Origin of the sequence: Pseudomonas oligotrophica (genome assembly GCF_021726475.1) — a bacterium.
GTDB lineage: Bacteria > Pseudomonadota > Gammaproteobacteria > Pseudomonadales > Pseudomonadaceae > Stutzerimonas > Stutzerimonas oligotrophica.
Genome location: NZ_JAKJRU010000003.1, coordinates 342,369 through 368,304, shown reverse-complemented (window position 1 = coordinate 368,304; position 25,936 = coordinate 342,369). Strand labels below are relative to the sequence as shown.

The window sequence follows — 25,936 nt, the reverse complement described above, 5'->3', positions numbered from 1 at the left end:
CATGCCGGGGCTGCTTTTTTCTACCCGCCCTACGCTCTCCACGTCCTACTGCGCGAGCGCCTTCTCGACCGCCGCGATCAGCTCCGGGTCATCCGGCTTGACCTTGCTGGAGAAAGCCGCCACCACCTGACCGTTGCGGTCGACCACGTACTTGTAGAAATTCCAGCGCGGCGCCCGCCCGGCCTGTTCGGCCAGCGCACGGAACAGCGGCGTCGCATCGCTGCCCCGCACCGGCTGCGTGCCGGTCATGGTGAAGGTCACACCGTAATTGACGTAGCAGACCTTGGCCGTCTCGGCGGCGTCGTCCGATTCCTGGAAGAAGTCGTCCGACGGCACGCCGATCACTTCCAGGCCCTGTCCGCGATAACGCTGGTACAGGGCTTCGAGCCCCTTGAACTGCGGGGTGAAGCCGCAATGGCTGGCCGTGTTGACCACCACCAGCGCCTTGCCGGCGAAGCGCTCGCAGAAATCGATGGACGCCTTCGAGCGCAGCCCCGGGAGCTCGTGCTGCAGCAACGCCGGACAGTCGCCCGCGCTGGCCAACGCGGACACCGTCAACAACAGGGAACCCAGCAGCCAGGATCGCAACATGATCAAACCCTCCAACCGTGCTCCAGCACGCTAGCCGCGAATGCGCCAGGCCGCAACGAGGTACCTCGCCCGCGCTATATACATGAAGATATAACGCCGCCAGAATGGCCCCCTCTCCGACCGAGCACGCCACGATGAACCATCGCCCGACTCCAGAGCCCCTGCGCATCGACGGCGAGCTGCGCTTCAACCGCGGCGACAAGGGCTACCTCAGCGGCAAGCGTATCGACCTGCTGGAGCAGATCGAGGCCACCGGCTCGATCAGCCGCGCGGCCAAGGCGGCCGGCATCAGCTACAAGGCGGCATGGGATGCGGTGGACGCCATGAACAACCTCGCCGAGCGCCCGCTGGTGCTGCGCTCGGCCGGCGGCGCCGGTGGCGGCGGCACCCGGCTCACCGACTTCGGCCGCGAGATGCTGCATGTATGGCGGCGCATGCAGGCCGAATACGAGCGCTTCCTCGCCCGGGTCGCCGAGGGCATCGAAGGCTTCGACGACATCGACCGGCTGCTGAGGGCCATCGCCATGAAAACCAGCGCACGCAACCAGTTCCGCGGCCGCATCACCTCAGTTGCCAGGGGCGCGGTCAACGGCAGCCTGAGCCTGGACATCGGCGCCGACCAGAGCATCACCGCGACCCTGACCAACGACAGCATCGACGAGCTGCAGCTGGCGCCGGGCAAGACCGCCATGGCGCTGATCAAGGCCAGCTTCGTGCTGCTCTCGCCCGATCCGGCGGTCAAGATCAGCGCGCGCAACCGCCTCACCGGCATCATCAGCGCGCTGCGCCCGGGCGCGGTGAACTGCGAGGTCAAGCTGGCGCTGCCGGGCGGTCGCACCCTCGGCGCGGTGGTCACCAACGAAAGCATCGAAGCGCTCGGCCTGGTGGTCGGCCAGCCGTGTACCGCGCTGATCAAGGCCTCCCACGTCATCATTGCCATCGACTGATAAGGATTAGCCATGCGCCGCGTCCGCCGATTCTGCACCGCCCTGCTGCTCTGCCTGCCGCTGGCCGCCACGGCCGACGAGGTACAGGTGGCGGTGGCGGCCAACTTCACCGCGCCGATGCAGAAGATCGCCGCAGACTTCGCCCGCGACACCGGCCACCGCGCCGTTCTGGCCTTCGGCGCCACCGGCAAGTTCTACGCGCAGATCCGTAACGGCGCGCCGTTCGAGGTGTTGCTGGCCGCCGACGAGCAGACCCCGGCGCGGCTCCAGGAGGAAGGCCTCGGCGTCCCCGGGCGGCGCTTCACCTATGCGGTGGGCCGCCTGGCGCTGTGGTCGCCACGTGCGGGCTACATCGACCCCGAGGGCCGGGTTCTCGCCGACGGCGACTTCCGCCACCTGGCGCTGGCCAATCCGAAGACCGCACCCTACGGCGCCGCGGCGCTGCAGGCCCTCGAGCACCTGGGCCTGCGCGCGCGCCTGCAGTCGCGCTTCGTGCAGGGCGAGAACATCGCGCAGGCGCACCAGTTCGTCGCCAGCGGCAATGCCGAACTGGGCTTCGTCGCGCTGTCGCAGGTGTTCGAGCAGGGCCGGGTCACCCATGGTTCGGCCTGGATCGTGCCGGCCGGGCAGCACCGGCCGATCCGCCAGGACGCCCTGTTGCTGCGCCGTGGCGAGCACAACCCGGCGGCGCAGGCGCTGCTCGATTACCTACAGGGCGACAACGCCCGTGCGCTGATCCGCACCTACGGCTACCAGGTGGAGTGAAGCGATGATTTTCGACAGCGCCGATCTCGCGGCGATCTGGTTGACGGTCAAGCTCGCCAGCGTCACCACCGTGCTGCTGTTGCTGCTCGGCACGCCGCTGGCCTGGTGGCTGGCGCGTACCCGCTCGACGTGGCGCGGCCCCATCGGCGCGGTGGTGGCGCTGCCGCTGGTGCTGCCGCCGACGGTGCTGGGCTTCTACCTGCTGGTAGCGATGGGGCCCAACGGCTTCATCGGCCAGCTGACCCAGGCCCTCGGCCTCGGCACCCTGCCGTTCAGCTTCGCCGGGCTGGTGGTCGGCTCGCTGCTCTACTCGATGCCGTTCGTGGTGCAACCTCTGCAGAACGCCTTCGCCGCCATCGGCGAACGCCCGCTGGAGGCCGCCGCCACCCTGCGCGCCGGGCCGTGGGACAGCTTCTTCCACGTCGCCCTGCCGCTGGCCCGCCCGGGTTTCGTCACTGCCAGCATCCTCGGCTTCGCCCATACCGTCGGCGAGTTCGGCGTGGTGCTGATGATCGGCGGCAACATCCCGGAGAAGACCCGGGTCGTCTCGGTGCAGATCTACGATCACGTCGAGGCCATGGAGTACGCCCAGGCCCACTGGCTGGCCGGCGGCATGCTGCTGTTCTCCTTTCTTGTGCTGCTGATGCTCTACGGCAGCCGCTTCAGACAGGGGTGGCAGGGATGAACGCAGCCCATGGCATTCGTGCCCGTTTCACGCTGGACTACCCCGGGTTCCGCCTGGAGGTCGACCTCGCCTTGCCCGGGCGCGGGGTGACCGCGCTGTTCGGCCATTCAGGCTCCGGCAAGACCACCCTGTTGCGCTGCGTCGCCGGGCTGGAGCGCGCCGGCCAGGGGCTGCTGGCGGTCAATGGCGAGTGCTGGCAGGACAGCGGGCGCAGCCTGTTCGTGGCAGCGCACCGACGGCCCATCGGCTATGTGTTCCAGGACGCCAACCTGTTCGCCCACCTCTCGGTACGGCGCAACCTGGAGTTCGGCATGAAGCGCGTCGCCGCCAGCGAGCGGCGGGTGGCGCTCGGCCAGGCGGTCGAGTTGCTGGGCATCGACCACCTGCTCGAGCGCATGCCGGATCGCCTGTCCGGCGGCGAGCGCCAGCGTGTCGGCATCGCCCGCGCACTGCTGACCAGCCCGCGCCTGCTGCTGATGGACGAGCCGCTGGCCGCGCTGGACCTCAAGCGCAAGAACGAAATCCTGCCCTACCTGGAGCGCCTGCACGACGAGCTGGATATCCCCGTGCTCTACGTCAGCCACTCGCCGGACGAAGTGGCGCGGCTGGCCGACCACGTGGTGCTGCTGGAGCAGGGCCGGGCCATCGCCCAGGGCGAATTGCGCGAGACCCTGGCGCGGCTGGACCTGCCCACCGCCTTCAGCGAGGACGCCGGCGTGGTGGTCGAGGCCGAAGTCGCCGGGCACGACGCCCACTACCATCTGACCCGACTGACTTTCCCCGGTGGCGAAGTGCTGGTTTCGCAGCGCCCGGAAGCGCCGGGGCAGCGCCTGCGCTTTCGCGTGCATGCGCGCGACGTCAGCCTGGCGCTGCAGCGCGCCGACGGCAGCAGCATCACCAACCTGCTGCCGGCCCGTGTCGAGGCCATGGTCGCAGCCGATACGCCGGCGCACGTGCTGGTCCGCCTGGATGCCGGCGGCACGCCGCTGCTGGCGCGCATCACCCGGCGCTCGGCGGATCAGCTGGCGATCGCCCCCGGCCAGCAGCTGTGGGCGCAGATCAAGACGGTGGCGCTGCTCGGCTGACCTTCGCTCAGCCGGCTAGCGCCAGCCCGACCAGCACGGCGCATTCCACCAGCTCCAGCAGCGCACCGGCGGTATCGCCCGTGGTGCCGCCGAGGCGCCGGCACATGGCGCGACGCGCCAGCAGGAAGGTCACGCCGGCCAGCGCCAGGGCCAGCAAGCCGGTGGCGCCGAGCAGCAGGCACCCGATAACGACCAATGCCAGCACCATCAAGGCCCGGCTGCGCGGCAGGTTCGCCGCCAATGCCTGGCCGAGGCCATTCGGGCGCACATAAGGGGTGCAGAGAAACAGCGCCAGCAGCGCCGCGCGCCCGAGCAGGGGCGCCAGGACCAGCAGGGCGGGCTGCTGCGCCTGCAGCACCACCAGCAGGGCGCTGAACTTGAGCAACAGCAGCAGCACCAGCACCACCACGGCCACCGGGCCGCTGCGCGGGTCCTTCATGATTTCCAGGGTGCGCGCGCGATCGCCGAAACCGCCGAGCCAGGCATCGGCGCTGTCAGCCAGGCCATCGAGGTGCAGCGCGCCGGTCAGCGCCACCCACAGCGCCAGCAGCAATGCCGCCTGCAGCAGTGGCGCGGCACCCTCGAGCAGCAGCGCCGCCAGCCAGAGCAGCGCGCCGAGCAGCAGACCCACCGTCGGGTAGTGCAGCAGCGAACGGCCCTGCTGCGCCGGCGTAGGCATGGCAGGCAGGCGGATTGGCAGGCTGGTGAGAAATTGCAGGGCGATCAGCAGCGGCAGCATGGTTTCTCGGGCGCGTTCAGCCATCGGCCTCCCCCCCCGGCCGCTCCAGTGGCAGCAACTCGCCATGGCCGATCACCACCTCCAGCAGGCGTTCGCACGGCAAGCCGCGGGCGCGGGCCAGCAGCAGGCGCATCACCCCGGCATGGCCGACGATCAGCAGGCGCTGCCCGGCAAAACGCTGCTGCAGCCCGGCCATGGCTGCCTGCACCCGGGCCTGGAATTCCGCCAGCGGCTCGCCGCCCGGCGGAGTGAAGCCGTAGGGATCGGCCCAGAAGCGGCCCAGCGCCTCGGCATCGCTGGTCATCAGCTCGGCGGCGCTGCGCCCTTCCCAGGCGCCGAAATGCAGCTCGCGCAACTCAGGCTCGATGTGGAGCGGCAGCCGGCGCTCGGCGGCCAGTTCGCGGGCGAAAGCTGCGCAGCGTTGCAGCGGCGAGCTGACCAGCACGTCCCAGGGGCCGGCAAGCGCCACCGCATCGCGCATCTGTTGCCAACCGTGAGCGGTCAGGGCGTCGTCAAGGCTGCCGCGAAAGCCGCCGCCCCGCTCGGTCTCGCCATGGCGCAGCAGGTCGATGCGTGTGCTCATGCCGGCCGGTCCGCCACCGCCGCCTCGGCGAAGGTGGCCATCTCGTTGTGCAGCGCGCACGCCTGCTGAAGCAGAGGTACCGCCAGCGCCGCACCGCTGCCCTCGCCCAGACGCAGGCCCAGATCGAGCAGCGGCGCCGCTTCGAGCGCCTCCAGCACAGCCAGGTGCCCCGGCTCGGCGGAGCGATGGGCGAACAGCAGCCAGGCCCGACACACCGGGTTCAGGCGCACCGCGCAAAGCGCCGCGACGCTGCAGATGAAGCCGTCCACGAGCGCCGGAATACCCTGCTGAGCACAGGCGAGATAGGCGCCGGCCAGCGCCGCCACTTCGAATCCGCCAAGCCGGCGCAGGGCTTCCAGCGGCACGCCGCAATGTTCGGCATGCAGGCGCACGGCGCCCTGGATGACCTGTTCCTTGTGTCGAACGCCGGGTACATCCAAGCCCGTCCCCGGCCCGACCAGGGTCAGCGGTGGGCGCGGCAACAGCACCGCGGCCAGGGCGCTGGCGCTGCTGGTGTTGCCGATGCCCATCTCGCCGCCGATGAACAGCTGCACGCCATTCGCCGCTGCGCGCTGGACGCTGCTCCGCCCCGCCGCCAGCGCCTGATCCAGCTGCACCTCGCTCATGGCCGGCTCGCGGGTGAAGTTAGCCGTGCCCGGCCCCAATCGCAGATGAGTGACACCGGCCAGCTGCAGCGGCTCCACGGTGCCGAGGTCTATCACCTCCAGCACGGCGCCGAGCCGGCGCGCCAGCACGGAGAGTGCCGCGCCACCGGCGACGAAGTTGTGCAACATCTGCCCGGTGACCGCCTGCGGATAGGCGGAAACGCCCTCCTCGACCACGCCGTGGTCACCGGCGAAGACGCACAGGTGCAGCCGCTCGACGGCGGGCCGGTCGCATGCCTGCAGCGCCGCCAGGTTCACCGCCAGCGCCTCGAGCTGGCCCAGCGCGCCGCGCGGTTTGGTCAGCTGATCCTGGCGCGCCATGGCACGGATACGCGCGGCTTCGTCCGGCTGCCGGCAGGGTTCGTTCCACCATTCTTGCATCACTGTGCTCCCTTCAGGGTCATGGGCAGCCCGGCGACCATGAAGGTCACCCGCTGCGCCCGATCCGCCACCGCCTGGTGCAGCCAGCCGGCCTCGTCCACATAGCGGCGGGTCAGCTCGCCCAGCGGCACCACGCCGAGGCCCGTCTCGTTGCTGACCAGCAGGACTCGCCCCGGCAACCCGTCTAGGCATTCGAGCAGCGCATCGCGTTCCTCCGCGAGGCGCGCCGCGTCGTCCAGCATCAGCAGGTTGGTCAGCCAGAGAGTCAGGCAGTCGACCAGCAGGCAGCGCTGCGGCGCGGCCTGCTCGCGCAGCACCCGCGCCAGCTGCAGCGGTTCCTCCACCAGCGACCAGTGCACCGGGCGCCGTTGCCGATGATGGGCGATGCGCGCGCTCATCTCCCCATCCAGCGCCTGGCTGGTGGCGATATAGGTGACCGCCAGGCCGCTTTCGGCAGCCAGACGTTCGGCAAAGCGGCTTTTGCCCGAGCGGGCACCACCTAGGATCAGTTCCAGCATCGTCAGCCTCCCAGCCCGCAGAGTCGGCGCAGCTTCGCGGTGTCCAGATGCGTCTCGACCAGATCGGCCAGCCGCTCGATGTCGCGCTCACGCAGCGCGTGGTAGTCGACCCGCTGCACTGCTTCGAGCCCAGCCCAGCGCAACAGCGCCGCGCAGGCATCGGGACTTTCGAACAGGCCGTGCAGGTAGGTGCCGAGGATCTGCCCATCGGCGCTGATGGCGCCATCGCCGCGCCCGTCATCCAGCTGCACCGCGGGCCAGGCGAGGGCCGACCCAGTGCTGACGCCGGCATGGATCTCGTAGCCGGTGACTGGCACAGCTTCCGGCAGCAGCCGGCCCTGCACGTTACGCAGCTGCTTGTCGGCTTCGAGCACGGTGGCGAAGTCCAGCAGACCAAGTCCGGCGCTTTCTCCCGCTGGGCCTTCCAGCCCGAGCGGATCGTCGATGCGCGTGCCGAGCATCTGCAGGCCACCGCAGATGCCAAGCAGCTTGCCGCCGTAGCGCAGGTGCTTCTGGATCGCCGCCTCCCAGCCGTTGGCACGCAGCCAGGCGAGGTCGGCACGCACGCTTTTCGAACCGGGCAGGATGATCAGGTCCGCGGAGGGAACGGGCTGGCCGGGTCCGACGAATTGCAGATCGACCTGCGGATGCAGGCGCAGCGGATCGAAGTCGGTATGGTTGCTGATCCGCGGCAACACCGGCACCACCACCTTCAGGACTTCGGCGGACTTGCCGGCCTGGCGCACATCGATGGCATCTTCGGCCTCCAGGTGCAGATCCATCAGGTACGGCAGCACGCCCAGTACCGGCTTGCCGGTGCGCTGCTCCAGCCAGTCCAGCCCCGGTTGCAGCAGCGCGATATCGCCGCGAAAACGGTTGATGACGAAGCCCTGCACGCGCGCCTGCTCGCTTTCCGAGAGCAACGCCAGGGTCCCGACCAGGTGTGCGAACACCCCACCCTTGTCGATATCAGCGATCAGGATCACCAGGCAGTCCACCGCCTCGGCGAAGCCCATGTTGGCGATATCGCCGGCGCGCAGATTGATCTCCGCGGGCGAACCGGCGCCCTCGACCATCACCACGCGATACGCCGCGGACAACCGGCGATGCGAGTCGAGCACGGCCTGCAACGCCACGCGCTTGTAGTCGTGGTAGGCAGCGGCATCCATGCTGGTCACCGCGCGGCCGTGGATGATCACCTGGGCACCGATGTCGCTGTTGGGCTTCAGGAGCACCGGGTTCATGTCGGTGTGCGGCGCAAGGTTGGCGGCCTGCGCCTGTACCGCCTGGGCACGGCCGATTTCGCCGCCGTCGGCGGTCACCGCGCTGTTGAGCGCCATGTTCTGCGGCTTGAACGGCACCACCGCGATACCCTGGCGCGCCAGCCAGCGGCACAACGCGGTCACCAGCGTGCTCTTGCCGGCGTCGGACGTGGTGCCCTGCACCATCAGCGTGGTCATGGATGTTGCTCCCGATAGGCCTGCAGTGCGTGGTCCAGGCGTTGCCAACCGGCGTCGGTCGGCAGCCCGAAGCGCAGGCTGGATGGCTGCGCGAACAGCCGGGTGAGGATGCCGCGGCGGGCGAGAAATTCGTGCAACTGCGCGGCTTCGGCAGCGACCCACCACTGGAACAGCGCGCAGCCGCCCAGTGGTGCCAGGTCGTGGCGACGCAGCAGCTCGGCCAGGCGCTGGCCGTCAGCCACCAGGCGCTGGTGCTGCAGCTGCTGGCCTGCCGAGTCGGCCAGCAGCACGCTGCCGAGCTGGCGCGTCGGGCCATTCACCGTCCAGGGGCCGAGCAGTTCGGCGAGCGCCTGCAGCAGTGCCGACTCGGCGAGGACGAAGCCCAACCGCGCCCCGGCCAGGCCGAAGAACTTGCCGAACGAGCGCAGCACCAGCAGCCCCGGCAGGTGGCTGTATGCCGCCAGGCTGTGCTCGGGCGTGCAGTCCATGAAGGCTTCGTCGACCACCAGCCAGCCGCCGCGGGCGGCCAGTTCGTCATGCCAGTCGAGCAGGCGCTGCGGCGCAATGAGTTGGCCGGTGGGGTTGTTCGGATTGACCACCAGCAGCACATCGAGCTGCTCCAGCGCCCTTGGCACGCCCGCCTCGCTCAGCTCCAGCAAGCGATGGCCAGCGCGCCGCCAGGCGGCGGCGTGCTCGGCGTAGCAGGGCGAGACGACACCGACCCGAGCCGCCCGGCGCAGGCGCGGCAACGCCTGGATGGCCGCCTGCGAACCGGCCACCGGCAGCAGTGCCTGGGCACCGTAGTAGCGCCGCGCCGCGGCTTGCAGGCCATCGTCGGGTTCTGGCAGGCGCGCCCAGGCGCTGTCGGCGATGCTCGGCAACGGCGGGTGATAGGGGGCGACACCGGTGGACAGGTCGAGCAAGTCCGACAACGGGATGCCATGGCGCTGCGCAGCCAGCCGCAGCCGACCGCCGTGCTCAAGCATAGAGCCAGCCTCCGAACAGCAGCACCAGCAGCCAGACCAGTACCCCGGCCCAGACCAGATCCACGGCATATTCGATATGACTGGCGCGCGGCGCCGCTCCACTGCCCAGCCGCGGGCGCTCGTGATGCTCGCCGTGGTAGATCGCCGGGCCACCGAGGGCCACATCCAGCGCGCCGGCACCCGCCGCCATCACCGGCCCGGCGTTGGGGCTGTCCCACAGCGGCGCCTGGGTACGCCAGCAATGCAAGGCGCCACGGGTGCGCCCGAGCAGTGCGTAGGTCAGCGCGACCAGCCGTGCCGGCACGTAATTGAGCACGTCGTCGATGCGTGCGGCGGCCCAGCCGAAGCGCTCGAAGCGCGCGTTGCGATAGCCCCACATGGCGTCCAGCGTATTGCTCAGTCGGTACAGCACCACACCCGGCGCGCCCGCGACGGCAAACCAGAACAGCGCGGCGAACACCGCATCGCTGCCGTTCTCCAGCACCGACTCGGTCGCCGCGCGGGCCACGCCCTCCTCGTCCAGCTGCGTGGTGTCGCGGCTGACGATCCAGCCGACGCGGCGGCGTGCCTCGGGCAGGTCACGCCGCCACAGCGCCTGGGCCACCGGCAGCGCATGCTCGCCGAGGCTGCGCAGGCCGAGGGCCAGGTAGAGCAGGACGATTTCCACCAGCCAGCCGACATAGGGCAACCGGGCGAGCAGCCAGGCCAGCAGCGTCAGCGGCAGCACGGCCAGGCACCAGGCGCTGACCCCATGGCTGCGCCAGCCACGACCTGCGGCACCGTTGAAGCGTTGCTCGAGACGATCGGCCAGGCGCCCGAAGGCCACCAGTGGATGCGCCCGCTTCGGCTCGCCCAGCAGCGCATCCAGCAGCAGCGCCGCCACGACGCCGAGGAACAGGCTCACGCCGGGCGCTCCGCGCAGGCGCGAATCAGCGCGTGCAGCTGCCGCACGCCATCGGTCAGCACCGCCGGGCCGGGGTTGAGGATGTCCGGCGACTTGATCTCGAAGAGCTGGCCATCGCGTACCGCCGGAATCGCCTGCCAGCCCGGCCGGGCCGCCACCTGCTCCGGGCGGAAACGGCGCCCGCACCAGGAGCCGACGATCAGCTCCGGCGCGCGCCGCACCACGTCCTGCGGATCCTCGATGATGCGTTGCTTGGCGCGCTTGAACGGCGCCAGCTCGGCGAAGCAGTCCTCGCCGCCGGCCAGTTCGATCAGTTCGCTGACCCAGCCGATGCCCGAGATCAGCGGCTCGTTCCATTCCTCGAAATACACCCGCGGCCGGCGCGGCAAGGCAGCGGCACTGGCGCGGATGACATCCAGCCCCGCCTGCAGCTCGGCGATCAGCGCCCGCGCACGCTCGCTGGCGTGCACCAGTGCGCCGAGCGTCTCGATCATGCGCAGGATGCCGGCAATGTCGCGCTGGTTGAACAGATGCACCTCCAGCCCCTCGCGGGCCAGCTCGGCGAGCATGTCGGCCTGCAGATCGCAGTAGCCCAGTACCAGGTCCGGTTTCAGGGCCAGGATCTGCTCGTGCTTGACGCTGGTGAAGCCGCTGACCTTGGGCTTTTCCTTGCGCGCCTGCGGCGGGCGCACCGTAAAACCGGAAATGCCGACGATTCGTGCCTGCTCGCCCAGCAGGTAGAGCGTCTCGCAGGTCTCGGTGGACAGGCAGACGATCCGCTGCGGCCCCTTGCTCATGTCACCTCCCATCCGTTCTCGAAAACCAGTTCGTGCAGCGGCCTCGGCGTGGTCCAGCCCTCCAGCGCCAGCATCGGCGCCGGGTAGAATTCGTGCACCGGGCCGAGGCAGAGGATCGCCACCGGCTTGGCGCCTTCCGGCATGCCGAGCAGCGCAGCCAGCGCCAAGGGATCGAACAGCGACACCCAGCCCATCCCCAGGCCTTCCGCACGGGCGGCCAGCCACAGGTTCTGGATCGCGCAGGCCAGCGAGGCGAGATCCATTTCCGGCAGGGTGCGGCGGCCGAACAGGTGCCCCTCGCGGCCATCCATCAACGCGGCGACCAGCAGTTCGGCACAGTCTTCGATGCCCTCGACCTTGAGCCGCAGGAACTCGGCGGAGCGTTCGCCGAGCGCCGCGGCCGTGCGCTGGCGCTCTTCGCCCACCAGATCGGCGATGGCCGTGCGCAACTCGGGGCGGGTGATGCGGATAAAGCGCCACGGCTGCATCAGGCCGACGCTGGGTGCCTGGTGCGCCGCGCTGAGCAGCCTCGACAGCAGTTCCGGTGCCACCTCGCCGCCGGCGAAATGGCGCATGTCGCGACGCTCGCCGATGGCGCGATAGACCGCGGCGCGCTCCTCGGCGCTGAAGGCGTGCGCGCTCATGGCCTGAACAGCGCCGCGGCCGCCAGCGGAGCGGACGGCAGGTAGAAATGGATGTAGGACGCGGTCAGCCGCCCGCTTCGATAGACCGCCTCGGCGGTGCGCCTGTAGTTCGGACACTCGCCGCGGGCCAGCGGCTGCAGCGGCGATTCCAGCGTCGAGTGGTGAAAGGTGTGGCCGCGCAATCGCCCTTCCGGCAGTTCCACTTCCTGCAGCGCCAGGGCGCTCAGGCGCGGCTGCATGCGTGCTTCGCCAGGCAGCAGGCCGAGCATGGCCGCCCGCTTGCCGTCGACATCCGCCAGCCCGTCGAGCAGATAGAGCATGCCGCCGCATTCGGCGAGGATCGGCTTGCCGGCGGCATGATGCACGCGGATCGCCTCCATCATCGGCCCATTGCGCGACAGCGCGCGCAGATACAGCTCGGGGTAGCCGCCCGGCAGGTACAGGCTGTCCACCGCCGGCAGGCGGGCAAAGCGCAGCGGCGAGAAGAACAGCAGTTCGGCACCCAGCGCCTGCAACAGGTCGAGGTTGGCCTGGTAGAGAAAGGCGAAGGCGGCATCGCGCGCCACACCGATGCGCACGCCGGCCAGCAGCGGCTCCAGCGAAACGCGAGTCGGCGCCGCAAAGCTGACAGCCGGGGGCAGTTCGGTTTCCGCGCTCTGCGCCAAGGCGTCGGCCGCGGCATCCAGGCGCGCATCGAGATCGGCCAGTTCCTCGGCCTGCACCAGCCCGAGGTGGCGGCTCGGCAGCTCCACCTCGGCACTGCGCGGCAAGGCGCCGTACCAGCGGATCGACTCCGAAAGACTGTCACGCAGGATCTCGCCATGCCGCGCGCTGCCGACCCGGTTGGCCAGCACGCCGGCGAACGGCAGGTCCGGCTGGAAGCTCTTCAGGCCGTGAGCCAGCGCGCCGAAGGTCTGCGCCATGGCCGAGCCGTCGATCACCGCCAGCACCGGCACGCCGAAGCGCCGCGCCAGGTCCGCAGCCGAAGGCGCACCGTCGAACAGGCCCATCACCCCTTCGATCAGGATCAGGTCGGCCTCGCCCGCCGCTTCCCAGAGCAGGCGTCGCGACTCCTCCTCGCCGACCATCCACAGGTCGAGCTGATAGACCGGCTTGCCGCTGGCACGCGCAAGGATCATCGGGTCGAGAAAGTCCGGCCCGCACTTGAACACCCGCACGCGCTTGCCCTGCCGCGCATGCAGCCGCGCCAGCGCCGCAGTGACGGTGGTCTTGCCCTGACCGGAGGCCGGTGCGGCGATCAGCAGCGCCGGGCAGGTTCTACGGGTCATCGCGCGCCCTCGAAAGATTCGTGTTCCATCCGGAACGGCTGGGGTTTCGGCGTTGCGCCGATCGCCGGTTCGCGGTCGAGACCGCTCCCACAAGGTCGGAGCCGGTCCGTGAACTGCGGCGCTGACATCAGAATTCCACCCCCTTCTGCGCCTTAACCCCCGCCTTGAACGCGTGCTTGATCAGGCCCATTTCGGTGACGGTGTCCGCCGCCTCGATCAGTCCGGCGGGCGCGCCGCGGCCGGTAACCACCACGTGCTGCAGCAGCGGTCGCGACTCGATGTCGGCAAGCACTGGCGCGAGCTCCAGGTAGCCGTACTTCAGGGCGATGTTCAGTTCGTCGAGCACCAGCAGGCCGATCTCGGGATCGGCCAGCAGCTCGGCCGCGACCGCCCAGGCTTCGCGGGCCTTGGCGATGTCGCGCTGGCGATCCTGGGTTTCCCAGGTGAAGCCTTCACCCATGACGTGGTAGCGCACCTCGTCCGGAAAGCGCCGGAAGAACGCCTCCTCGCCGGTACTGGCCGCGCCCTTGATGAACTGCACCACGCCGACCTTGATGCCATGGCCCAGCGCACGCGCCACCATGCCGAAAGCCGAGCTGCTCTTGCCCTTGCCGTTACCGGTGTGCACCAGCAGCAGGCCGTACTCGTCCTGCGCCTCGGCGATCTTCTCGTCCATCAGCGCCTTCTTGCGCTGCATGCGCGCCTTGTGGCGTTCGTCGCGTTCGCTCGACTCGCTCATGCCCGCGCCTCGCCGCGCTGCCCGGACCAGGCGCGCAGACCGACGAACAGCAGCGCGGCGACGCCGACATACAGCGCCAGGGATGACAGGTAACGCGGGTAGTAGGTGGCGATTCGGTCGACCAGCAGCATCAGGCTCGGCTCGGGGTAGCGCCCGGAGAAATAGAGGAAGCCGCCGCCGGAGAACAGGTAGCAGACGAAGGCGCTCGCCATCACGCACAGCGCCAGGGTTGCCAGGCTGCTGAACTGGTCGCGATGCCAGCGGGCATACAGGCGCCCGCCCAACCACAGCGAACCGTAGGCCGGCACCAGCATCCAGTAGGCCGGCGACATGCACCAGTCGCTCACGCCGGCCCACTGGATGGCGGCGAAATCGAGCAGCGAAGCCTCGAGAAACAGCGCCGGAAACATCCACCTGGGCCGCACCAGCACACCGGCGAGAAAGAACACCGCCCAGGACGCGCTCGGCAGGTTGACGCTGGCGAAGTGCTGTCCGCGGGTCATGGCCAGCAGCGCGGCAAGCGCGAGGCCGACCAGCAGCTGGTATCTCGGGGCAAGCTTGATCATTGCAGTCTCCTTCTCTGGGCGCGGGCGACATGCCCGCGTCGCGGTCTTACAGCGCCTGGTAGCGCACGCTCAGGTAAGCGGCCTGGCCGGGCTGGTTGTAGCCCTCGGCGGTCTCAAAGTCGGCGTCCAGCAGGTTGGCGACGCGCGCCTGCAGGCGCCACTCGGGGGTGATGCGGTACTCGCCGCGCAGGTCGAGGGTGGCGTAGCCGGACAGCTCGCGGGTGTTGACCAGATCGTCGTAGCGCTGCCCCTCGGCATGCAGGCTGGCGCCGACGCTGAAGGCGCCGAGACGGCGATCGAGGTCGAGGTTGAACAGCTGCTTGGCGCGGCGCGCCAGTTCGTTGCCGCGGTTGGCGCCGGCGGAGCGGTTCTCTGGCTCCAGCAGGCTGTAGTTGGCGTTCCAGTCCCAGCCCAGCAGCTGGCTGCCGAGCACCAGCTCGACGCCGCGGATGCGCGCTTCCTGCACGTTGGCCGGAGCGGAGATGCTGGCGTCATAGGCGATCAGGTCATCCACTACGGTGCGATAGGCATTCACCGCCCAGTGGCCCCAGCCATGCTGCCCGGCAAGACCAACCTCAAGGCTCTCGGAGGTTTCCGCATCCAGCTCGGGATTGCCGTAGTTGGGGAAATACAGCTCGTTGAAGGTCGGTGCCTTGAATGCAGTGCCGTAGCTGATGGTGCCGCGCAGCCAGTCGGTCAGCGCATAGCCGTAGCCGATGTTGCCGGTGTCGTGCTGGCCGAACTGCTCGTTGTCGTCCCGGCGCAGCGACAGCTGCCAGTCATGGCGGCCGACCTCGCCCAGGTACTGAGCGAAGTAGCCGTCGTTATCCCGGGAGTCCTCGGCATAGACTGTGGTGCCGTTGACCTCGTCGCGCTGGCGGTCGGCGCCCAGCGTCAGCGTATGCCCCGCAGTCAGCTCGATATCGTTCTGCCAGCTGAGCGTGTCGCGACGGCTGTCGAAGCGTGAATAGAACTGCCCGTCCTGATAGGCATCGGATTTGTCTTCGCTGCGCCCGGCCTGCAGCGTCACCCGCCAGGGTTCCAGCGGACTGAAGCGCGCACGGGTTCCGAAGACCCTCGACTCACCATCGGCATTGGCGCCGAAACCGGAGGTGCGGGCCCGGTTCACGCTGTCGTAGTCGTTATGGGATTTGGCCTGCAGCAGGTTGGCGTCCAGCTCCAGGCCGTTATCGAAGCGGTAGCCAGCGCTCAGCGTCGCGGACAGGTTGCGATAGCCATCGGCATCGCTTTCGTAGCCGCTGGTGTCCGGCGACTTGACGTTGATGCCGTCGCTCTCCGAGCCGCTGACGCCCAGGCTGTACCAGCCACGGCCGGCGCCGCCGGACACGCCGGCGCTGCCGGTATAGCTGTCGTGGGTGCCGTAGCCGGCCGAGAAGAACGGCTTGACGCCCTGCCCCTGGCCCTTGCGGGTGAAGATCTGGATCACCCCGCCGATGGCCTCCGAGCCGTACAGGCTGGACCGCGGGCCGCGTACCACCTCGATGCGCTCGATCAGCTCCAGCGGCAGATCCTGCAGGGCCGCGCCGCCGGCGGACACCGAGCCGATCTTGATGCCGTCGATCATCACCAGCACGTGGTCGGACTCGGTGCCGCGCATGAACAGCGAGGTGGACTTGCCGAGCCCGCCGTTGTTGGCCAGCGAAACGCCAGGCACCTGCTTGAGCAGCTCCGGCAGCGAACTCGCCTGGCTGCGCTCGATCCGCTCGCGGTCGATCACGGTTACCGCTGCCAGGCTCTGCTGGGCGGTCTGGGCGGTACGGGTGGCGGTCACCACCTGTTGCTGGAGATCCAGCGGGGCTGCGGCCAGTTGGCCAATGGAAACGGGAAAACTGCCGAGCAGCACATAGGCCGCGGGCTTGAAACGGGGCTTGCCAGTCAAGGTTCAGGTCTCCGTCGTGCCCACCCGCACGACTGAAAGTCGACGAAGACAGACGGAGGAACCGCAAAAGGAAAGTGAATACCGCGAGGGATACGCACCCGCCCAGCGCCCGCCGCACTGTCAGTGAAATGCGACAGGCCGGTCTCCGGGCTTGCGAGCGTATGCCGTGCGGCACCCGAAACCGCGCCTTCCCATGCGTTGAGCACAGTGGCCGTTGCGGTTTCTCGACTCGCCTACCGTTGCGGGGGCAGCGCCGGAATCTTCGTGAGAATGGACCGGCTTCCCTGTTTCACCCATCTGGCACAAAGCCAGGGGGCACCTGAGGCGACGCGGAGGTTAGTCCAAGGCCGGGCATGGCGCAACCGCGCGCTTGCCGCGACCCGGTTCGGGGCTGCGCTGCGGAACGGCGGACGCCGGCAGGCTTCGAATGCAACAATGCCCCTGCTCGCCAGAACCACGAGACCGCGCCGACCCATGACTACGCTCCTGCAGATCTCGGATACCCATTTCGGCACCGAACAGCCCCACGTCGTCGAGGCGCTGGCGCGGCACGTCCATGAGCACGCGGTCGACCTGCTGGTGTTCTCCGGCGACATCACCCAGCGCGCCCGGCGCGGCCAGTTCGCCGCCGCCCAGGCCTTCGTGCAGCGCCTGGAGCGACATGGCGTGCGCCGCACGCTGGTGATCCCCGGCAACCACGACATCCCGCTGTACAACCTGCTGGCCCGCGTCTTCGCGCCCTACGCCAACTATCGCCGGCATTTCGGCGACGACCTGCAGCCGGTCTACGAGGACGACGAGGCCCTGGTGATCGGCCTCAACACCACCCACCCGCGCCGGCACAAAGACGGCGTGGTGACCGCGCGACAGGTGGACGAGGTGGCACGGCGCCTGGCCGCCAGCGACCCGGGCAAGATCCGCATCGTGGTGGCGCACCAGCCGTTCGGTGCCATGCTGCCGAGCGACCTCAGCAACCTGCAGCGCGGCGCCGCCGTTGCGCTGGAACGCTGGGCCGAACAAGGGCTGGACCTGGTGATGGGCGGGCACATCCACCTGCCCTACGTGCTGCCGCTGTCGAAGCAGTACCCCAGGCTGTCGCGGGAAATCTGGATGGTGCAGGCCGGCACCGCGCTGTCGTCACGCCTGCGCGGCACCTCGCCCAATTCGTTCAACCGCCTGAAGCTGCACCCCGGCTCGCCGAAGAAGGTCTGCGTCGAGCGCTGGGACATGCTCGACGACTGCTTCGTCCTGGGCTCGCACTTCAACCTCGGCTGGTAGCGCCGGTCACGGGTTGCGCGCCAGCGCCGCGCCCTCGAGCACGCGCTTGGCGCCCAGGTAGGCGCGGGTCCAGTAGCGGCTGTTCAGGCTGTCGAGGCGCACGGTGCCACCGCTCGACGGGGCATGCACGAAGCGGTCGTCGCCGACGTAGATCCCCGCATGGCTGACCCGGCGCCCACCGGCGGTGGCGAAGAACACTAGGTCGCCGGCCTGCAGCGCCTCGCGGCCGATGGTGGCGGCACGCAGCTGGCTCATCTGTGTAGTGGTGCGCGGCAGCGCCAGCCCGGCGGCATCGCGGTAGACGTAGCCGATCAGCCCGCTGCAGTCGAAGCCGCTGTCCGGCGTGTTGCCGCCGTAGCGATAGGGCGTGCCGACCAGGCCCAGGGCGCGGAACAGCACATCGTTGGCATAGGCGGCATCGGCCGGCTCGAACGGCGCGCCGGTCGGTTCCGGTAGCGGCGTGCGGCCGGCACAGGCGGTCAGCAGGAGGGTCAGCAGGATGAGCGAGAGTCGAGCCGGAAGGGGCATGGCAGAGCGATCCTGGCAAGGGAGCCCTCACTCTGCCGGTGCGCGGGGAACGACGCAACCCCGCGCAGGCCGAACGCGCGGATCAGCGATGCGCCGTGGCGTGCGGCAGTTCCGGGGCCAGGGCGAGTACGCGCTTGGCTTCCAGGTAGCTGGCGCGCCAGTACCTGTCGTGCAGGCTGTCGACCCGCACGCCGCCGCTGCGGCTGCTGGAGGAATGGATGAAGCGGTCGTCGCCGATGTAGATACCGGCGTGGCTGACACGCCCGCGGCCGCGGTTGTTGAAGAACACCAGGTCGCCGGGCTCCAGCTCGTCACGCTTGACCAGCGGGGCGTCGAGATTGATCAGTTCACGGGTGGAGCGCGGCAGCTCGAGGCCGGCTTCCTTGCGGAACACGAAGTTGACGAAGCCGCTGCAATCGAAACCGGTCTTCACCGAGGTGCCGCCGTAGCGGTAGGGCGTGCCCATCAGCGCAAAACCGCGCTCGATCACGCTGTCGGCCAGCTGTGGCAGGGCGTAGTCGGACTCGCCGTCGAACTCGGCCAGTGGCTCGTCTTCGATCTGCAGTGTCGCCAGGAACTGCTCGAAATCCTGCTGCGCCCTGGCCTGTTCATGGGCCGGCGCGCGGGTCTCGGACGGTGGGTTCTGCACCGGCTGGCCGGCACAGGCCGTCAGCAGGGCGATGAGTGCATAGGGCACGAGGGGTGCGAAGCGTAGGCGCATGGGCACGACCGTGTCTGGAATTCAGGATCGCGCGACTATGCCCACTATCGATTTCATAATCAAATTTTATTGACGCCAATGTGACGCACGGCGTGCGACAAAACGTCTGCGCCGTTTCAACCCCCGGCCAGGATGGCATAGCCCAGCGCGCAGAGTGCCCAGGCCGGCAGCGGCCCGAGCAACCAGCGCCAGGGCCGGAACAGCGGCACGAAACCGACCCCGTGGACGAAGCCGGCCGAGATTCCCCACATCACCAGCATCAGCTGCGGATGGCTGTAGCCGCCCTGCCCGTCGAGCATGGCCGCCGGATGGATCAGCAACAGCAACGCCAGCGGTGCGGCCAGCAGCAGCGACAGCGCACGCGCCGCCGGCCGGTAGGCCAGCCGCTCAGCGCTCGGCGCGCTCATCGGCCGGCTCCGCGTCGAAGTTCTGGGTCGCTTCCAGCCACAGCGCGTTGATGATGCCGAAGCTGCAGGCCAGCAGTACGCCGAGTATCCAGGTGAAGTACCACATAGTCGTCTCTCCTTGGCGGGCGGGCACGGCGGCCCGCCCGCGCGTTCAGTACAAGCCGTGGGGGTTGGCTTCGATGTTCTTGTCGGTCAATCGCCCCCACATGCGCACGTAGCTCCACAGCGTGTAGCAGAGGATCAGCGGCACGAAGAGGCAGGCCACGACGAACATGATGCCCAGCGTCTTGTGGCTCGAGACCGCATCCCAGATGGTCAGGCTCGAGGCCGGGTCGAGGCTCGACGGGAAGACGAAGGGAAACAGCGCGAAGCCCGCCGTGCAGATGGCGCCGACGATCATCAGGCTGCTGCCGAGAAAGCTCACCCCGCCGCTGTTGCGGCTGGAGCCGAGCAGCGCCAGCAACGCCCCGAGGATGCCCGCCGCCGGCGCAATCAGGGTGACCGGATAGCGGCTGTAGTTGGCCAGCCAGCCGGCGTTGTCCTGCGCCACCTGCTTGTCCAGCAGCGGGTTGAGCGCCGCGCCCGGATCGCTGACCGACAGCTGGCTGAAGCCCTGGATGCCCAGCGCCAGCCACACCCCGGCGGCGATGAAGCCGATCAGGAACACCAGCACGCACAGCCGTGTCGCCCGGCGCGAGCGCTCGGCCAGCGCGCCGTCGGTGCGCAGCATCAGCCAGGCGCCGCCATGCGCGCCGAGCATGCTCAGACTGACGACGCCGCAGAGCAGCGCGAACGGGTTGAGCAGGGCGAAGAACGAGCCGTGATAGGTCGAGCGCATCAGTTCGTCGAGCTGGAACGGCAGGCCGAGGAACAGGTTGCCGAAGGCCACGCCGAACACCAGCGCCGGCACCGCGCCGCCAACGAACAGCGCCCAGTCCCAGGCGTTGCGCCAGCGCGGGTCCTCGACCTTGCTACGGTAGTCGAAGCCCACCGGCCGGCAGAACAGCGCGAACAGCACCAGCAGCATCGCCCAGTACAGCCCGGAGAAGGCCACCGCGTAGACCATCGGCCAGGCGGCGAACAGCGCGCCACCGGCGGTGATGAACCACACCTGGTTGCCATCCCAGTGCGGCGCGATGGTGTTGATCGCCACGCGCCGCTCGTTGTCGGTCTTGCCGACGAAGGGCATCAGCGCCATGGCGCCCATGTCGAAGCCGTCGGTGAGGGCGAAGCCGATCAGCAGCACGCCGATCAGCACCCACCAGATGAGCTTGAGAATCTCGTAATCGAACATGGTGATTTCCTCAGGCGTGGGACGGGGTATGGGCCGCCGTGGTCGCGCCCTGCTCGAAGTGATAACGACCGGTGTGCAGGCTGCTCGGGCCGAGACGCGCGAAGCGGATCATCAGGAACATCTCCACCACCAGCAGCAGGCTGTAGAAGGCCACCAGGGCGATCAGCGAACCCCAGATGTCGCCGGCCGCCAGCGATGAGGTGGACAGATGGGTGGGCAGCACCTCGGCGATCGACCACGGCTGGCGGCCATGCTCGGCGACGTACCAGCCGGTCTGCGCCGCGATCCACGGCAGCGGCAGGCTGAGCAGCGCGAACTTCAACAACCAGGGCTTGCGTTCGGCATTGCGCTTGATCGATGCCCAGCTGGCCAGGGCGAACAGCACGAGCATCAGGAAGCCCGAGAAAACCATGGCGCGGAAGGTCCAGAACAGGCTGAACACGTCGGGAATGGTGTCCAGCGCGGCCTGCTTGATCTGCTCGTCGCTGGCATCCACCACATCGGCGGTGTACTTCTTCAGCAGCAGGCCGTAGCCCAGGTCCTGCTTGACCTCGTTGAAGGCGGCGATGGCTTCGGCGGACTTGTCGCCGCTACGCAGCACCTGCAGCCGCTCGTAGGCAAGCATGCCGTTGCGGATGCGCAGTTCGTGCTCGGCGATCAGGTCCTTGATGCCTCTGACCTCCTCGTCCAGCGAGCGGGTGGCGATCAGCCCCAGCACGTAGGGGATCTTCACCGCGTAGTCGGTGCGCTGCGCGTCCTGGTCCGGCAGGCCGAACAGGGTGAAGCCGGCCGGCGCAGGATGGGTCTCCCACTCGGCCTCGATGGCTGCCAGCTTGACCTTCTGCACGTCACCGATCTCATAGCCGGATTCGTCACCGAGGATGATCACCGAGATCGTCGAGGCCAGGCCGAACACCGCGGCGATGGCGAACGAACGGCGGGCAAAGCCCAGGTCACGCTTCTTCAACAGGTAGAAGGACGAGATCGCCAGCACGAAGATCGCGCCGGTGACGTAGCCGGCCGACACCGTGTGCACGAACTTGACCTGCGCCACCGGATTGAACAGCAGCGCGCCGAAATCCACCAGTTCCATGCGCATGGTCTCGAAGTTGAACTCCGAACCCACCGGGTTCTGCATCCAGCCGTTGGCGATGAGAATCCACAGTGCCGAGAGGTTCGAGCCCAGCGCCACCAGCCAGGTCACGGCCAGGTGCTGCACCCTGGAGAGGCGATCCCAGCCGAAGAAGAACAGGCCGATGAAGGTCGATTCGAGGAAGAACGCCATCAGCCCCTCGATGGCCAGCGGCGCGCCGAAGATGTCCCCGACGTAGTGGCTGTAATAGGCCCAGTTGGTGCCGAACTGGAACTCCATGGTCAGCCCGGTGGTGACGCCCAGGGCGAAGTTGATGCCGAACAGCTTGCCCCAGAACTGGGTCATGTCCTTGTAGACCTGCTTGCCGGTCATCACGTAGACCGACTCCATGATGGCCAGCAGGAACGCGAGCCCCAGGGTCAGCGGCACGAAGAGAAAGTGGTACATCGCCGTCATGGCGAATTGCAGGCGTGACAGATCGACAACGCTTTCCGAGATCATCTCGGCCCTCCCTCGGGATTGGCATCCCGCTTATCAAGCAAATGCTCGGCGACCCTCGCCGAACCGTTTTCGGGAATGCTGGGAGCATCGAACCAGATGGTTTTTATGCTTGTGAGAATGGCGAGCTTGACCAGCAGGATGATGACGACATCGCGCCGCAGGGATGACTTGAACATTGCGTCTGCTCCTTCAACGCAGCCTGCCGCCGGTGCGCCCGGCGAGCCGACGCGCAGTCTGCGATTGACGGCCCCCGATGGGGCGGGGGCCTGGACCGGCAGTGGTTGCCCGGCTCAATCGCGTTGTCCCAAGCCCTGCCGTGGATTGCCCGGGCCGAAGACAGATGTAGTCTCCGGCCGGCACTTTGCCGCGGCAATTGCGACAGCCCGCCGCAGGCCGGGGCTCGGTCGGTTCGCTTCGCCTGGCCAGGTTAGACGCCCGCAGCCTGCTTGCCGCCCGGCAATCAGCCGCGACCCTGCGCCAGATCAACCCGGCACCGGATTGCTGACGCAAGCCGGCCGGCCAACGGCAGCGAGCGAGTGGTCGGCAACGCCCGGGCGCGGCCTTCGCTGCGGCAGACTGTCGCATCAGGACACCCTCAGCCAACGGCGAAAGGCGCTCGCGTTGCTGCTGGACAACGGGCACCAGGCAAAGTCCCAGGGCAGCGGTGGCAGTTCCTCCTGCTCCGCCGCCGGGCTACGGCCGACCAGGCGCGCCCGGGCTTTCCAGTCGAACACCCGCACCCCGCCCTGCCAGCCGAGCACCACGCCGAGGGCCGCACTGTCGTCGCGGCTGACCCAGCGCGCCGCCGCGGCCACCAGCATGGTCTCGACCAGTTCCTCGTCCAGTTGCGGGCCGTAGGGCGAGCCGAGCAGCCAGCGGCAGACGTTCAGGTGAAAGGTCCAGTTGAGCGCCAGTTGCCGGCCGTAGGCCCAGGTCATGAACTGGCGGAACAAGTCCAGGCCGTCAGGCGGGTCCAGCTTGAGCAGGCCGGGGCAGATGTCGAACAGCGCGTGCCAGTACGGCAGCAGCTTGGCATCCAGGTGGACGAAGCTGCGCGCATTGCTCGGGTAATCGGGAAACGGCAGGCGGCACGCAGCGCGGCCGTCGGCGCGGGCAAATCTTTCCATCGCGGTCATGTGAAGCGCTCCAGGAGTGCCGCAGGCGCGGCGAGACACCCCGGCGGCCAAGGTAGCCGGGGCCCGACGATCGGGTTCGGTTCAGGGAGCGCGTGGGTTCAGCGAAGGCCAGTGGGCGCGAGGCGAGCGCGGTAGCACACCGGCTGGCTGTGGTCGACGCCGTACGGCGCGCCCTAGCCAGCCGAGGCACAGCAGCAGCGCGACGACCAGCAGGCCGGCACTGCACAGCGGACAGTCGTAGGGCATCTGGTGGGACAAAGGTCCGCCGGCCAGGGGCGGTTGGCCGACGTCAGCGCCCGGATCGGCAGTCGACAGGCACAGCGCCGGATCGCCGAGCGCCAGGCGGAAGCCGACGTGGCGGCCGTGCTCCAGCGTGCAGGCATAGAGGTTCGCCAGGATGATGGCGAGCAACATCCAGGCGAGCGGGCTGCGGGAAATCTTGACGCTGGTCATGTTTGCACTCTAGGCCCGCCACCGAAGCGGCGGAACGGGACAAAGCGTCGCAGCGCAGCGACCGGGCTCGGCGAAGCCCGGAAAGTCAGTGATTGACGGTGAAGGCGAGCATCGCCGAGAGCTGGCACAGCGGCCGGCCGCTTTGCTGCTGCCAGGTGTTGAACGCGGCCTGCACGGCACTCAGGTCACGCTGGCTGGTGGGCGCCTTGTCGATGACTTCCTGCGCCTTGAGCGCGGCGACCACGTCGTTGCTGGGAATGAAGGTGTCCTTACCGACCATGCGCAGCAGACGCGGCGCCGACAGCCCGCCCAGCTGGCTGCCGTGCCTGGCCAGGTGGCGCCACAAGCCGACGATGTTGCTGCCCGGCCAGTCGGCGATCAGCTTGCCGAAGCTGCCTTGCTCCCGGGCCACGTCGAGCACGAACTGGGCGTTGCGCGGCACGCTCTTGAGCTTGCCGAGATGGCGGATCAGCTCGGCGTTCTGCATCAGCCGCTCGATGTGCTCGCCGCCCATGAGCACGACCTTCTCCGGGTCGAAGCCGAAGAAAGCCTTCTCGAAGGCAGGCCACTTGGCGTCGACCAGGCTGTGCTTGAGCCCGGCACGGAAGATGCGCAGGCTGATCTGCGACAGGTAGCGGTCATCCGGCAGCGCCCGCAGTTCCTCGGCGCTGCGCGGCTGCAGCAGGCGCGCCTCCAGCGCGGCGGCCGAACCGAAGCGGTTGAGGCAGTATTCGTGCAGCCATTTGTAGTCGTGCATGGCAGGGCCTTTCGGTGGGCAAGCGACGGCAAAGGGTGCCGGGGATGACCGTACGCCGCAAGCGTCAAGCCGTAGCGTGGAAAACTCGCGCGGCGATTTTCCACGCTGTACATAGCCGAACGTGGAAGCGTGGCCGACCACCAAGCCGCGTGGATGGCTTCGGCCATCCACCCTACGGCATCCGCGGCCCAGCTGCGGCCATGGCTCCGGTATCCGTAGGGATGGAAAACCCGCGCGGCGATTTTCCACCGCGGCGCTGGTCGTCAACTCAGCCGCGCAGCGCCTCGGCGGCCTGGCGCAGCAGTTGCTCGGTGCCGGTCCAGCCCAGGCAGCCATCGGTGATCGACACGCCGTAGCGCAGCTCGCCGGACAGCGGCTGGCAACCGTCGAACAGGTGACTCTCGAGCATCACGCCACGCAGGCTCGCGTCGCCCGCCAGGCGCTGGGCGATCACCGCCTGCAGCACCGCGGGCTGGCGCAGCGGGTCCTTGCCGCTGTTGGCGTGGCTGCAATCGACCATGATGCCTGGCGCGATGCCCTGCTTTTGCAGCGCCGCGCGTGCGGCGGCGATGCTGGCGGCATCGTAGTTCGGCGCGCCGTGGCCGCCGCGCAGCACCAGGTGGGTGTCCGGGTTGCCGCGGGTTTCCAGCAGCGCCGGGTGGCCCAGGGCGTCGATGCCGAAGTGCCGGTGCGGATGCGCGGCCGAGCGCATGGCGTCGCAGGCGATGCCCAGGCTGCCGTCGGTGCCGTTCTTGAAGCCCACCGGCAGGTCCAGGCCGCTGACCATCTCCCGATGGATCTGCGATTCGCTGGTGCGCGCACCGATCGCCGCCCAGCCGAGCAGGTCGTCGAAGTAGCCCGCGGCCATCGGCTGCAGCAGCTCGCTGGCAATCGGCAGGCCGGTCTCGAGAATATCCAGCATCAGCCGCCGCGACAGGCGCAGCCCTTCGGCCATGTCGCCGCTGCCATCGAGATGCGGATCGTAGAGCAGGCCCTTCCAGCCGACCGTGGTGCGCGGCTTTTCCACGTAGGCGCGCATGACCAGCAGAAGCTGGTCGCTCAGCTGCGGCGCAAGGGCCGCGAGGCGCTCGGCGTACTCCAGCGCGGCGACCGGGTCGTGCAGCGAACAGGGCCCGACGACGACCAGCAGCCGCGGGTCACGGCCGTCGAGGACGGCACGGATGGCATTGCGATCGGCGTGGACGCGGGCGGCCAGCTCAGCGGAGAGCGGCAGGCGCTGGCGCAGGACGGCGGGGCTGGGCAAAGGCTGGGCACTGCGGCAGGCGGTGCTGGGCTCGATGAGGGTCTGGACGGTTGCGGTGGTAGTCATGATCTGGCGATTCCTTCTGCCGGCGCGGGTGTTCCCGCGGCGGCGCTAGTCGAGTGTTCGGTCGTGCGGTTTCAGGACAGCGGCGGTGAAGCGGCTAAATCGCCAGTCGTAGCGGTAGTAACGGTCGGTGCGGTAAGCGGTCATGGCGTGTTCCTCGGTGCGTTGGATCGTGGACGGTCGGAAAAACAAAACCC

The 25,936-nt window shown here is 68.8% G+C and carries 30 protein-coding genes and 1 riboswitch; of the genes, 5 read left to right on the top strand and 25 right to left on the bottom strand.

Annotated features, from left to right (window positions below; genetic code table 11):
* Positions 1 to 45: 45 nt before the first annotated feature.
* Positions 46 to 591, bottom strand: a complete 546-nt coding sequence (locus tag L3N39_RS08760) for a glutathione peroxidase (protein WP_237256943.1) — start codon at positions 589 to 591, stop codon at positions 46 to 48.
* Positions 592 to 725: 134 nt separating this feature from the next.
* Between L3N39_RS08760 and L3N39_RS08755 the strand changes: the two genes are divergently transcribed.
* From L3N39_RS08755 to modC, 4 genes are read left to right on the top strand one after another with little or no spacing between them, the layout of a single operon-like run.
* Complete coding sequence (locus tag L3N39_RS08755) at positions 726 to 1,538, top strand: TOBE domain-containing protein (protein WP_237256942.1); 813 nt, start codon at positions 726 to 728, stop codon at positions 1,536 to 1,538.
* Between the two features lie 12 nt (positions 1,539 to 1,550).
* Positions 1,551 to 2,303, top strand: a complete 753-nt coding sequence (gene modA / locus L3N39_RS08750) for a molybdate ABC transporter substrate-binding protein (RefSeq protein ID WP_237256941.1) — start codon at positions 1,551 to 1,553, stop codon at positions 2,301 to 2,303.
* A 4-nt stretch (positions 2,304 to 2,307) separates the two neighbouring features.
* Positions 2,308 to 2,988 carry a molybdate ABC transporter permease subunit gene (gene modB / locus L3N39_RS08745; protein ID WP_237256940.1) on the top strand — a complete coding sequence of 227 codons (681 nt, stop codon included), beginning with the start codon at positions 2,308 to 2,310 and terminating at the stop codon, positions 2,986 to 2,988.
* Positions 2,985 to 4,073 (top strand): molybdenum ABC transporter ATP-binding protein, encoded by a 1,089-nt coding sequence (gene modC, locus L3N39_RS08740; RefSeq protein WP_237256939.1) that lies wholly within the window; start codon positions 2,985 to 2,987, stop codon positions 4,071 to 4,073. Before modB ends, modC begins: the two co-directional genes overlap by 4 nt.
* A 7-nt stretch (positions 4,074 to 4,080) precedes the next feature.
* Here modC and L3N39_RS08735 read toward each other — a convergent pair whose 3' ends face one another.
* The 13 genes from L3N39_RS08735 to btuB form a co-directional block, all read right to left on the bottom strand.
* On the bottom strand, positions 4,081 to 4,812 hold the full coding sequence (locus L3N39_RS08735; protein ID WP_237257077.1) for an adenosylcobinamide-GDP ribazoletransferase: 732 nt from the start codon (positions 4,810 to 4,812) through the stop codon (positions 4,081 to 4,083).
* A 16-nt stretch (positions 4,813 to 4,828) separates the two neighbouring features.
* Positions 4,829 to 5,395 (bottom strand): alpha-ribazole phosphatase family protein, encoded by a 567-nt coding sequence (gene cobC / locus L3N39_RS08730; RefSeq protein WP_237256938.1) that lies wholly within the window; start codon positions 5,393 to 5,395, stop codon positions 4,829 to 4,831.
* Positions 5,392 to 6,441, bottom strand: a complete 1,050-nt coding sequence (gene cobT, locus L3N39_RS08725) for a nicotinate-nucleotide--dimethylbenzimidazole phosphoribosyltransferase (RefSeq protein WP_237256937.1) — start codon at positions 6,439 to 6,441, stop codon at positions 5,392 to 5,394. The genes cobC and cobT overlap by 4 nt, the downstream gene beginning before the upstream one ends.
* Positions 6,441 to 6,959: a bifunctional adenosylcobinamide kinase/adenosylcobinamide-phosphate guanylyltransferase gene (cobU, locus tag L3N39_RS08720; RefSeq protein WP_237256936.1), complete on the bottom strand. Its 519-nt coding sequence runs from the start codon at positions 6,957 to 6,959 to the stop codon at positions 6,441 to 6,443. The genes cobT and cobU overlap by 1 nt, the downstream gene beginning before the upstream one ends.
* Before the next feature lie 2 nt (positions 6,960 to 6,961).
* Positions 6,962 to 8,419, bottom strand: coding sequence for a cobyric acid synthase (locus L3N39_RS08715; RefSeq protein WP_237256935.1), 1,458 nt, complete (start codon positions 8,417 to 8,419; stop codon positions 6,962 to 6,964).
* The gene (cobD, locus tag L3N39_RS08710; protein ID WP_237256934.1) at positions 8,416 to 9,405 is read right to left on the bottom strand and encodes a threonine-phosphate decarboxylase CobD; all 990 of its coding nucleotides are present in this window, start codon (positions 9,403 to 9,405) and stop codon (positions 8,416 to 8,418) included. Before cobD ends, L3N39_RS08715 begins: the two co-directional genes overlap by 4 nt.
* Positions 9,398 to 10,309, bottom strand: a complete 912-nt coding sequence (cbiB, locus tag L3N39_RS08705) for an adenosylcobinamide-phosphate synthase CbiB (RefSeq protein ID WP_237256933.1) — start codon at positions 10,307 to 10,309, stop codon at positions 9,398 to 9,400. Before cbiB ends, cobD begins: the two co-directional genes overlap by 8 nt.
* Positions 10,306 to 11,106, bottom strand: coding sequence for a cobalamin-binding protein (locus L3N39_RS08700; protein WP_237256932.1), 801 nt, complete (start codon positions 11,104 to 11,106; stop codon positions 10,306 to 10,308). Before L3N39_RS08700 ends, cbiB begins: the two co-directional genes overlap by 4 nt.
* Positions 11,103 to 11,750, bottom strand: a complete 648-nt coding sequence (gene bluB / locus L3N39_RS08695; protein ID WP_237256931.1) for a 5,6-dimethylbenzimidazole synthase — start codon at positions 11,748 to 11,750, stop codon at positions 11,103 to 11,105. The genes L3N39_RS08700 and bluB overlap by 4 nt, the downstream gene beginning before the upstream one ends.
* Positions 11,747 to 13,039, bottom strand: coding sequence for a cobyrinic acid a,c-diamide synthase CobB (locus tag L3N39_RS08690; RefSeq protein ID WP_237256930.1), 1,293 nt, complete (start codon positions 13,037 to 13,039; stop codon positions 11,747 to 11,749). Before L3N39_RS08690 ends, bluB begins: the two co-directional genes overlap by 4 nt.
* 127 nt (positions 13,040 to 13,166) lie before the next feature.
* Entirely contained in the window at positions 13,167 to 13,778 is a 612-nt protein-coding gene (cobO, locus tag L3N39_RS08685; protein ID WP_237256929.1) for a cob(I)yrinic acid a,c-diamide adenosyltransferase, read from the bottom strand.
* Positions 13,775 to 14,344, bottom strand: a complete 570-nt coding sequence (locus tag L3N39_RS08680) for a hypothetical protein (RefSeq protein ID WP_237256928.1) — start codon at positions 14,342 to 14,344, stop codon at positions 13,775 to 13,777. The genes cobO and L3N39_RS08680 overlap by 4 nt, the downstream gene beginning before the upstream one ends.
* A 46-nt stretch (positions 14,345 to 14,390) precedes the next feature.
* Positions 14,391 to 16,244: a TonB-dependent vitamin B12 receptor gene (btuB, locus tag L3N39_RS08675; RefSeq protein ID WP_237256927.1), complete on the bottom strand. Its 1,854-nt coding sequence runs from the start codon at positions 16,242 to 16,244 to the stop codon at positions 14,391 to 14,393.
* A gap of 119 nt (positions 16,245 to 16,363) precedes the next feature.
* Positions 16,364 to 16,582, bottom strand: a riboswitch (cobalamin riboswitch).
* 136 nt (positions 16,583 to 16,718) lie between these two features.
* On the opposite strand from btuB, the gene L3N39_RS08670 reads away from it, so the two are divergent.
* Positions 16,719 to 17,522 carry a metallophosphoesterase family protein gene (locus L3N39_RS08670; RefSeq protein ID WP_237256926.1) on the top strand — a complete coding sequence of 268 codons (804 nt, stop codon included), beginning with the start codon at positions 16,719 to 16,721 and terminating at the stop codon, positions 17,520 to 17,522.
* Between the two features lie 6 nt (positions 17,523 to 17,528).
* Here L3N39_RS08670 and L3N39_RS08665 read toward each other — a convergent pair whose 3' ends face one another.
* From L3N39_RS08665 to L3N39_RS08615, 11 genes are all read right to left on the bottom strand, one after another.
* Positions 17,529 to 18,050: a C40 family peptidase gene (locus tag L3N39_RS08665; RefSeq protein WP_237256925.1), complete on the bottom strand. Its 522-nt coding sequence runs from the start codon at positions 18,048 to 18,050 to the stop codon at positions 17,529 to 17,531.
* A gap of 82 nt (positions 18,051 to 18,132) precedes the next feature.
* The gene (locus tag L3N39_RS08660; RefSeq protein WP_237256924.1) at positions 18,133 to 18,771 is read right to left on the bottom strand and encodes a C40 family peptidase; all 639 of its coding nucleotides are present in this window, start codon (positions 18,769 to 18,771) and stop codon (positions 18,133 to 18,135) included.
* 116 nt (positions 18,772 to 18,887) lie between these two features.
* Positions 18,888 to 19,178 carry a cyd operon YbgE family protein gene (locus L3N39_RS08655; RefSeq protein WP_237256923.1) on the bottom strand — a complete coding sequence of 97 codons (291 nt, stop codon included), beginning with the start codon at positions 19,176 to 19,178 and terminating at the stop codon, positions 18,888 to 18,890.
* Entirely contained in the window at positions 19,159 to 19,284 is a 126-nt protein-coding gene (gene cydX / locus L3N39_RS08650; RefSeq protein ID WP_237256922.1) for a cytochrome bd-I oxidase subunit CydX, read from the bottom strand. Before cydX ends, L3N39_RS08655 begins: the two co-directional genes overlap by 20 nt.
* A 45-nt stretch (positions 19,285 to 19,329) precedes the next feature.
* Complete coding sequence (gene cydB, locus L3N39_RS08645) at positions 19,330 to 20,472, bottom strand: cytochrome d ubiquinol oxidase subunit II (RefSeq protein ID WP_237256921.1); 1,143 nt, start codon at positions 20,470 to 20,472, stop codon at positions 19,330 to 19,332.
* A 10-nt stretch (positions 20,473 to 20,482) separates the two neighbouring features.
* Positions 20,483 to 22,066 (bottom strand): cytochrome ubiquinol oxidase subunit I, encoded by a 1,584-nt coding sequence (locus L3N39_RS08640; RefSeq protein WP_237256920.1) that lies wholly within the window; start codon positions 22,064 to 22,066, stop codon positions 20,483 to 20,485.
* Positions 22,063 to 22,242 (bottom strand): cytochrome oxidase putative small subunit CydP, encoded by a 180-nt coding sequence (cydP, locus tag L3N39_RS08635; RefSeq protein WP_237256919.1) that lies wholly within the window; start codon positions 22,240 to 22,242, stop codon positions 22,063 to 22,065. Before cydP ends, L3N39_RS08640 begins: the two co-directional genes overlap by 4 nt.
* A 408-nt stretch (positions 22,243 to 22,650) precedes the next feature.
* A complete protein-coding gene (locus tag L3N39_RS08630; protein WP_237256918.1) occupies positions 22,651 to 23,202 on the bottom strand; it encodes a putative natural product biosynthesis protein in 552 nt (183 codons plus the stop codon).
* A gap of 81 nt (positions 23,203 to 23,283) precedes the next feature.
* Positions 23,284 to 23,655 (bottom strand): DUF2946 family protein, encoded by a 372-nt coding sequence (locus tag L3N39_RS08625; RefSeq protein ID WP_237256917.1) that lies wholly within the window; start codon positions 23,653 to 23,655, stop codon positions 23,284 to 23,286.
* An 85-nt stretch (positions 23,656 to 23,740) separates the two neighbouring features.
* Positions 23,741 to 24,412, bottom strand: coding sequence for a DNA-3-methyladenine glycosylase I (locus tag L3N39_RS08620; protein ID WP_237256916.1), 672 nt, complete (start codon positions 24,410 to 24,412; stop codon positions 23,741 to 23,743).
* 268 nt (positions 24,413 to 24,680) lie between these two features.
* The gene (locus tag L3N39_RS08615; RefSeq protein ID WP_237256915.1) at positions 24,681 to 25,742 is read right to left on the bottom strand and encodes a 3-deoxy-7-phosphoheptulonate synthase; all 1,062 of its coding nucleotides are present in this window, start codon (positions 25,740 to 25,742) and stop codon (positions 24,681 to 24,683) included.
* Positions 25,743 to 25,936: the final 194 nt, after the last annotated feature.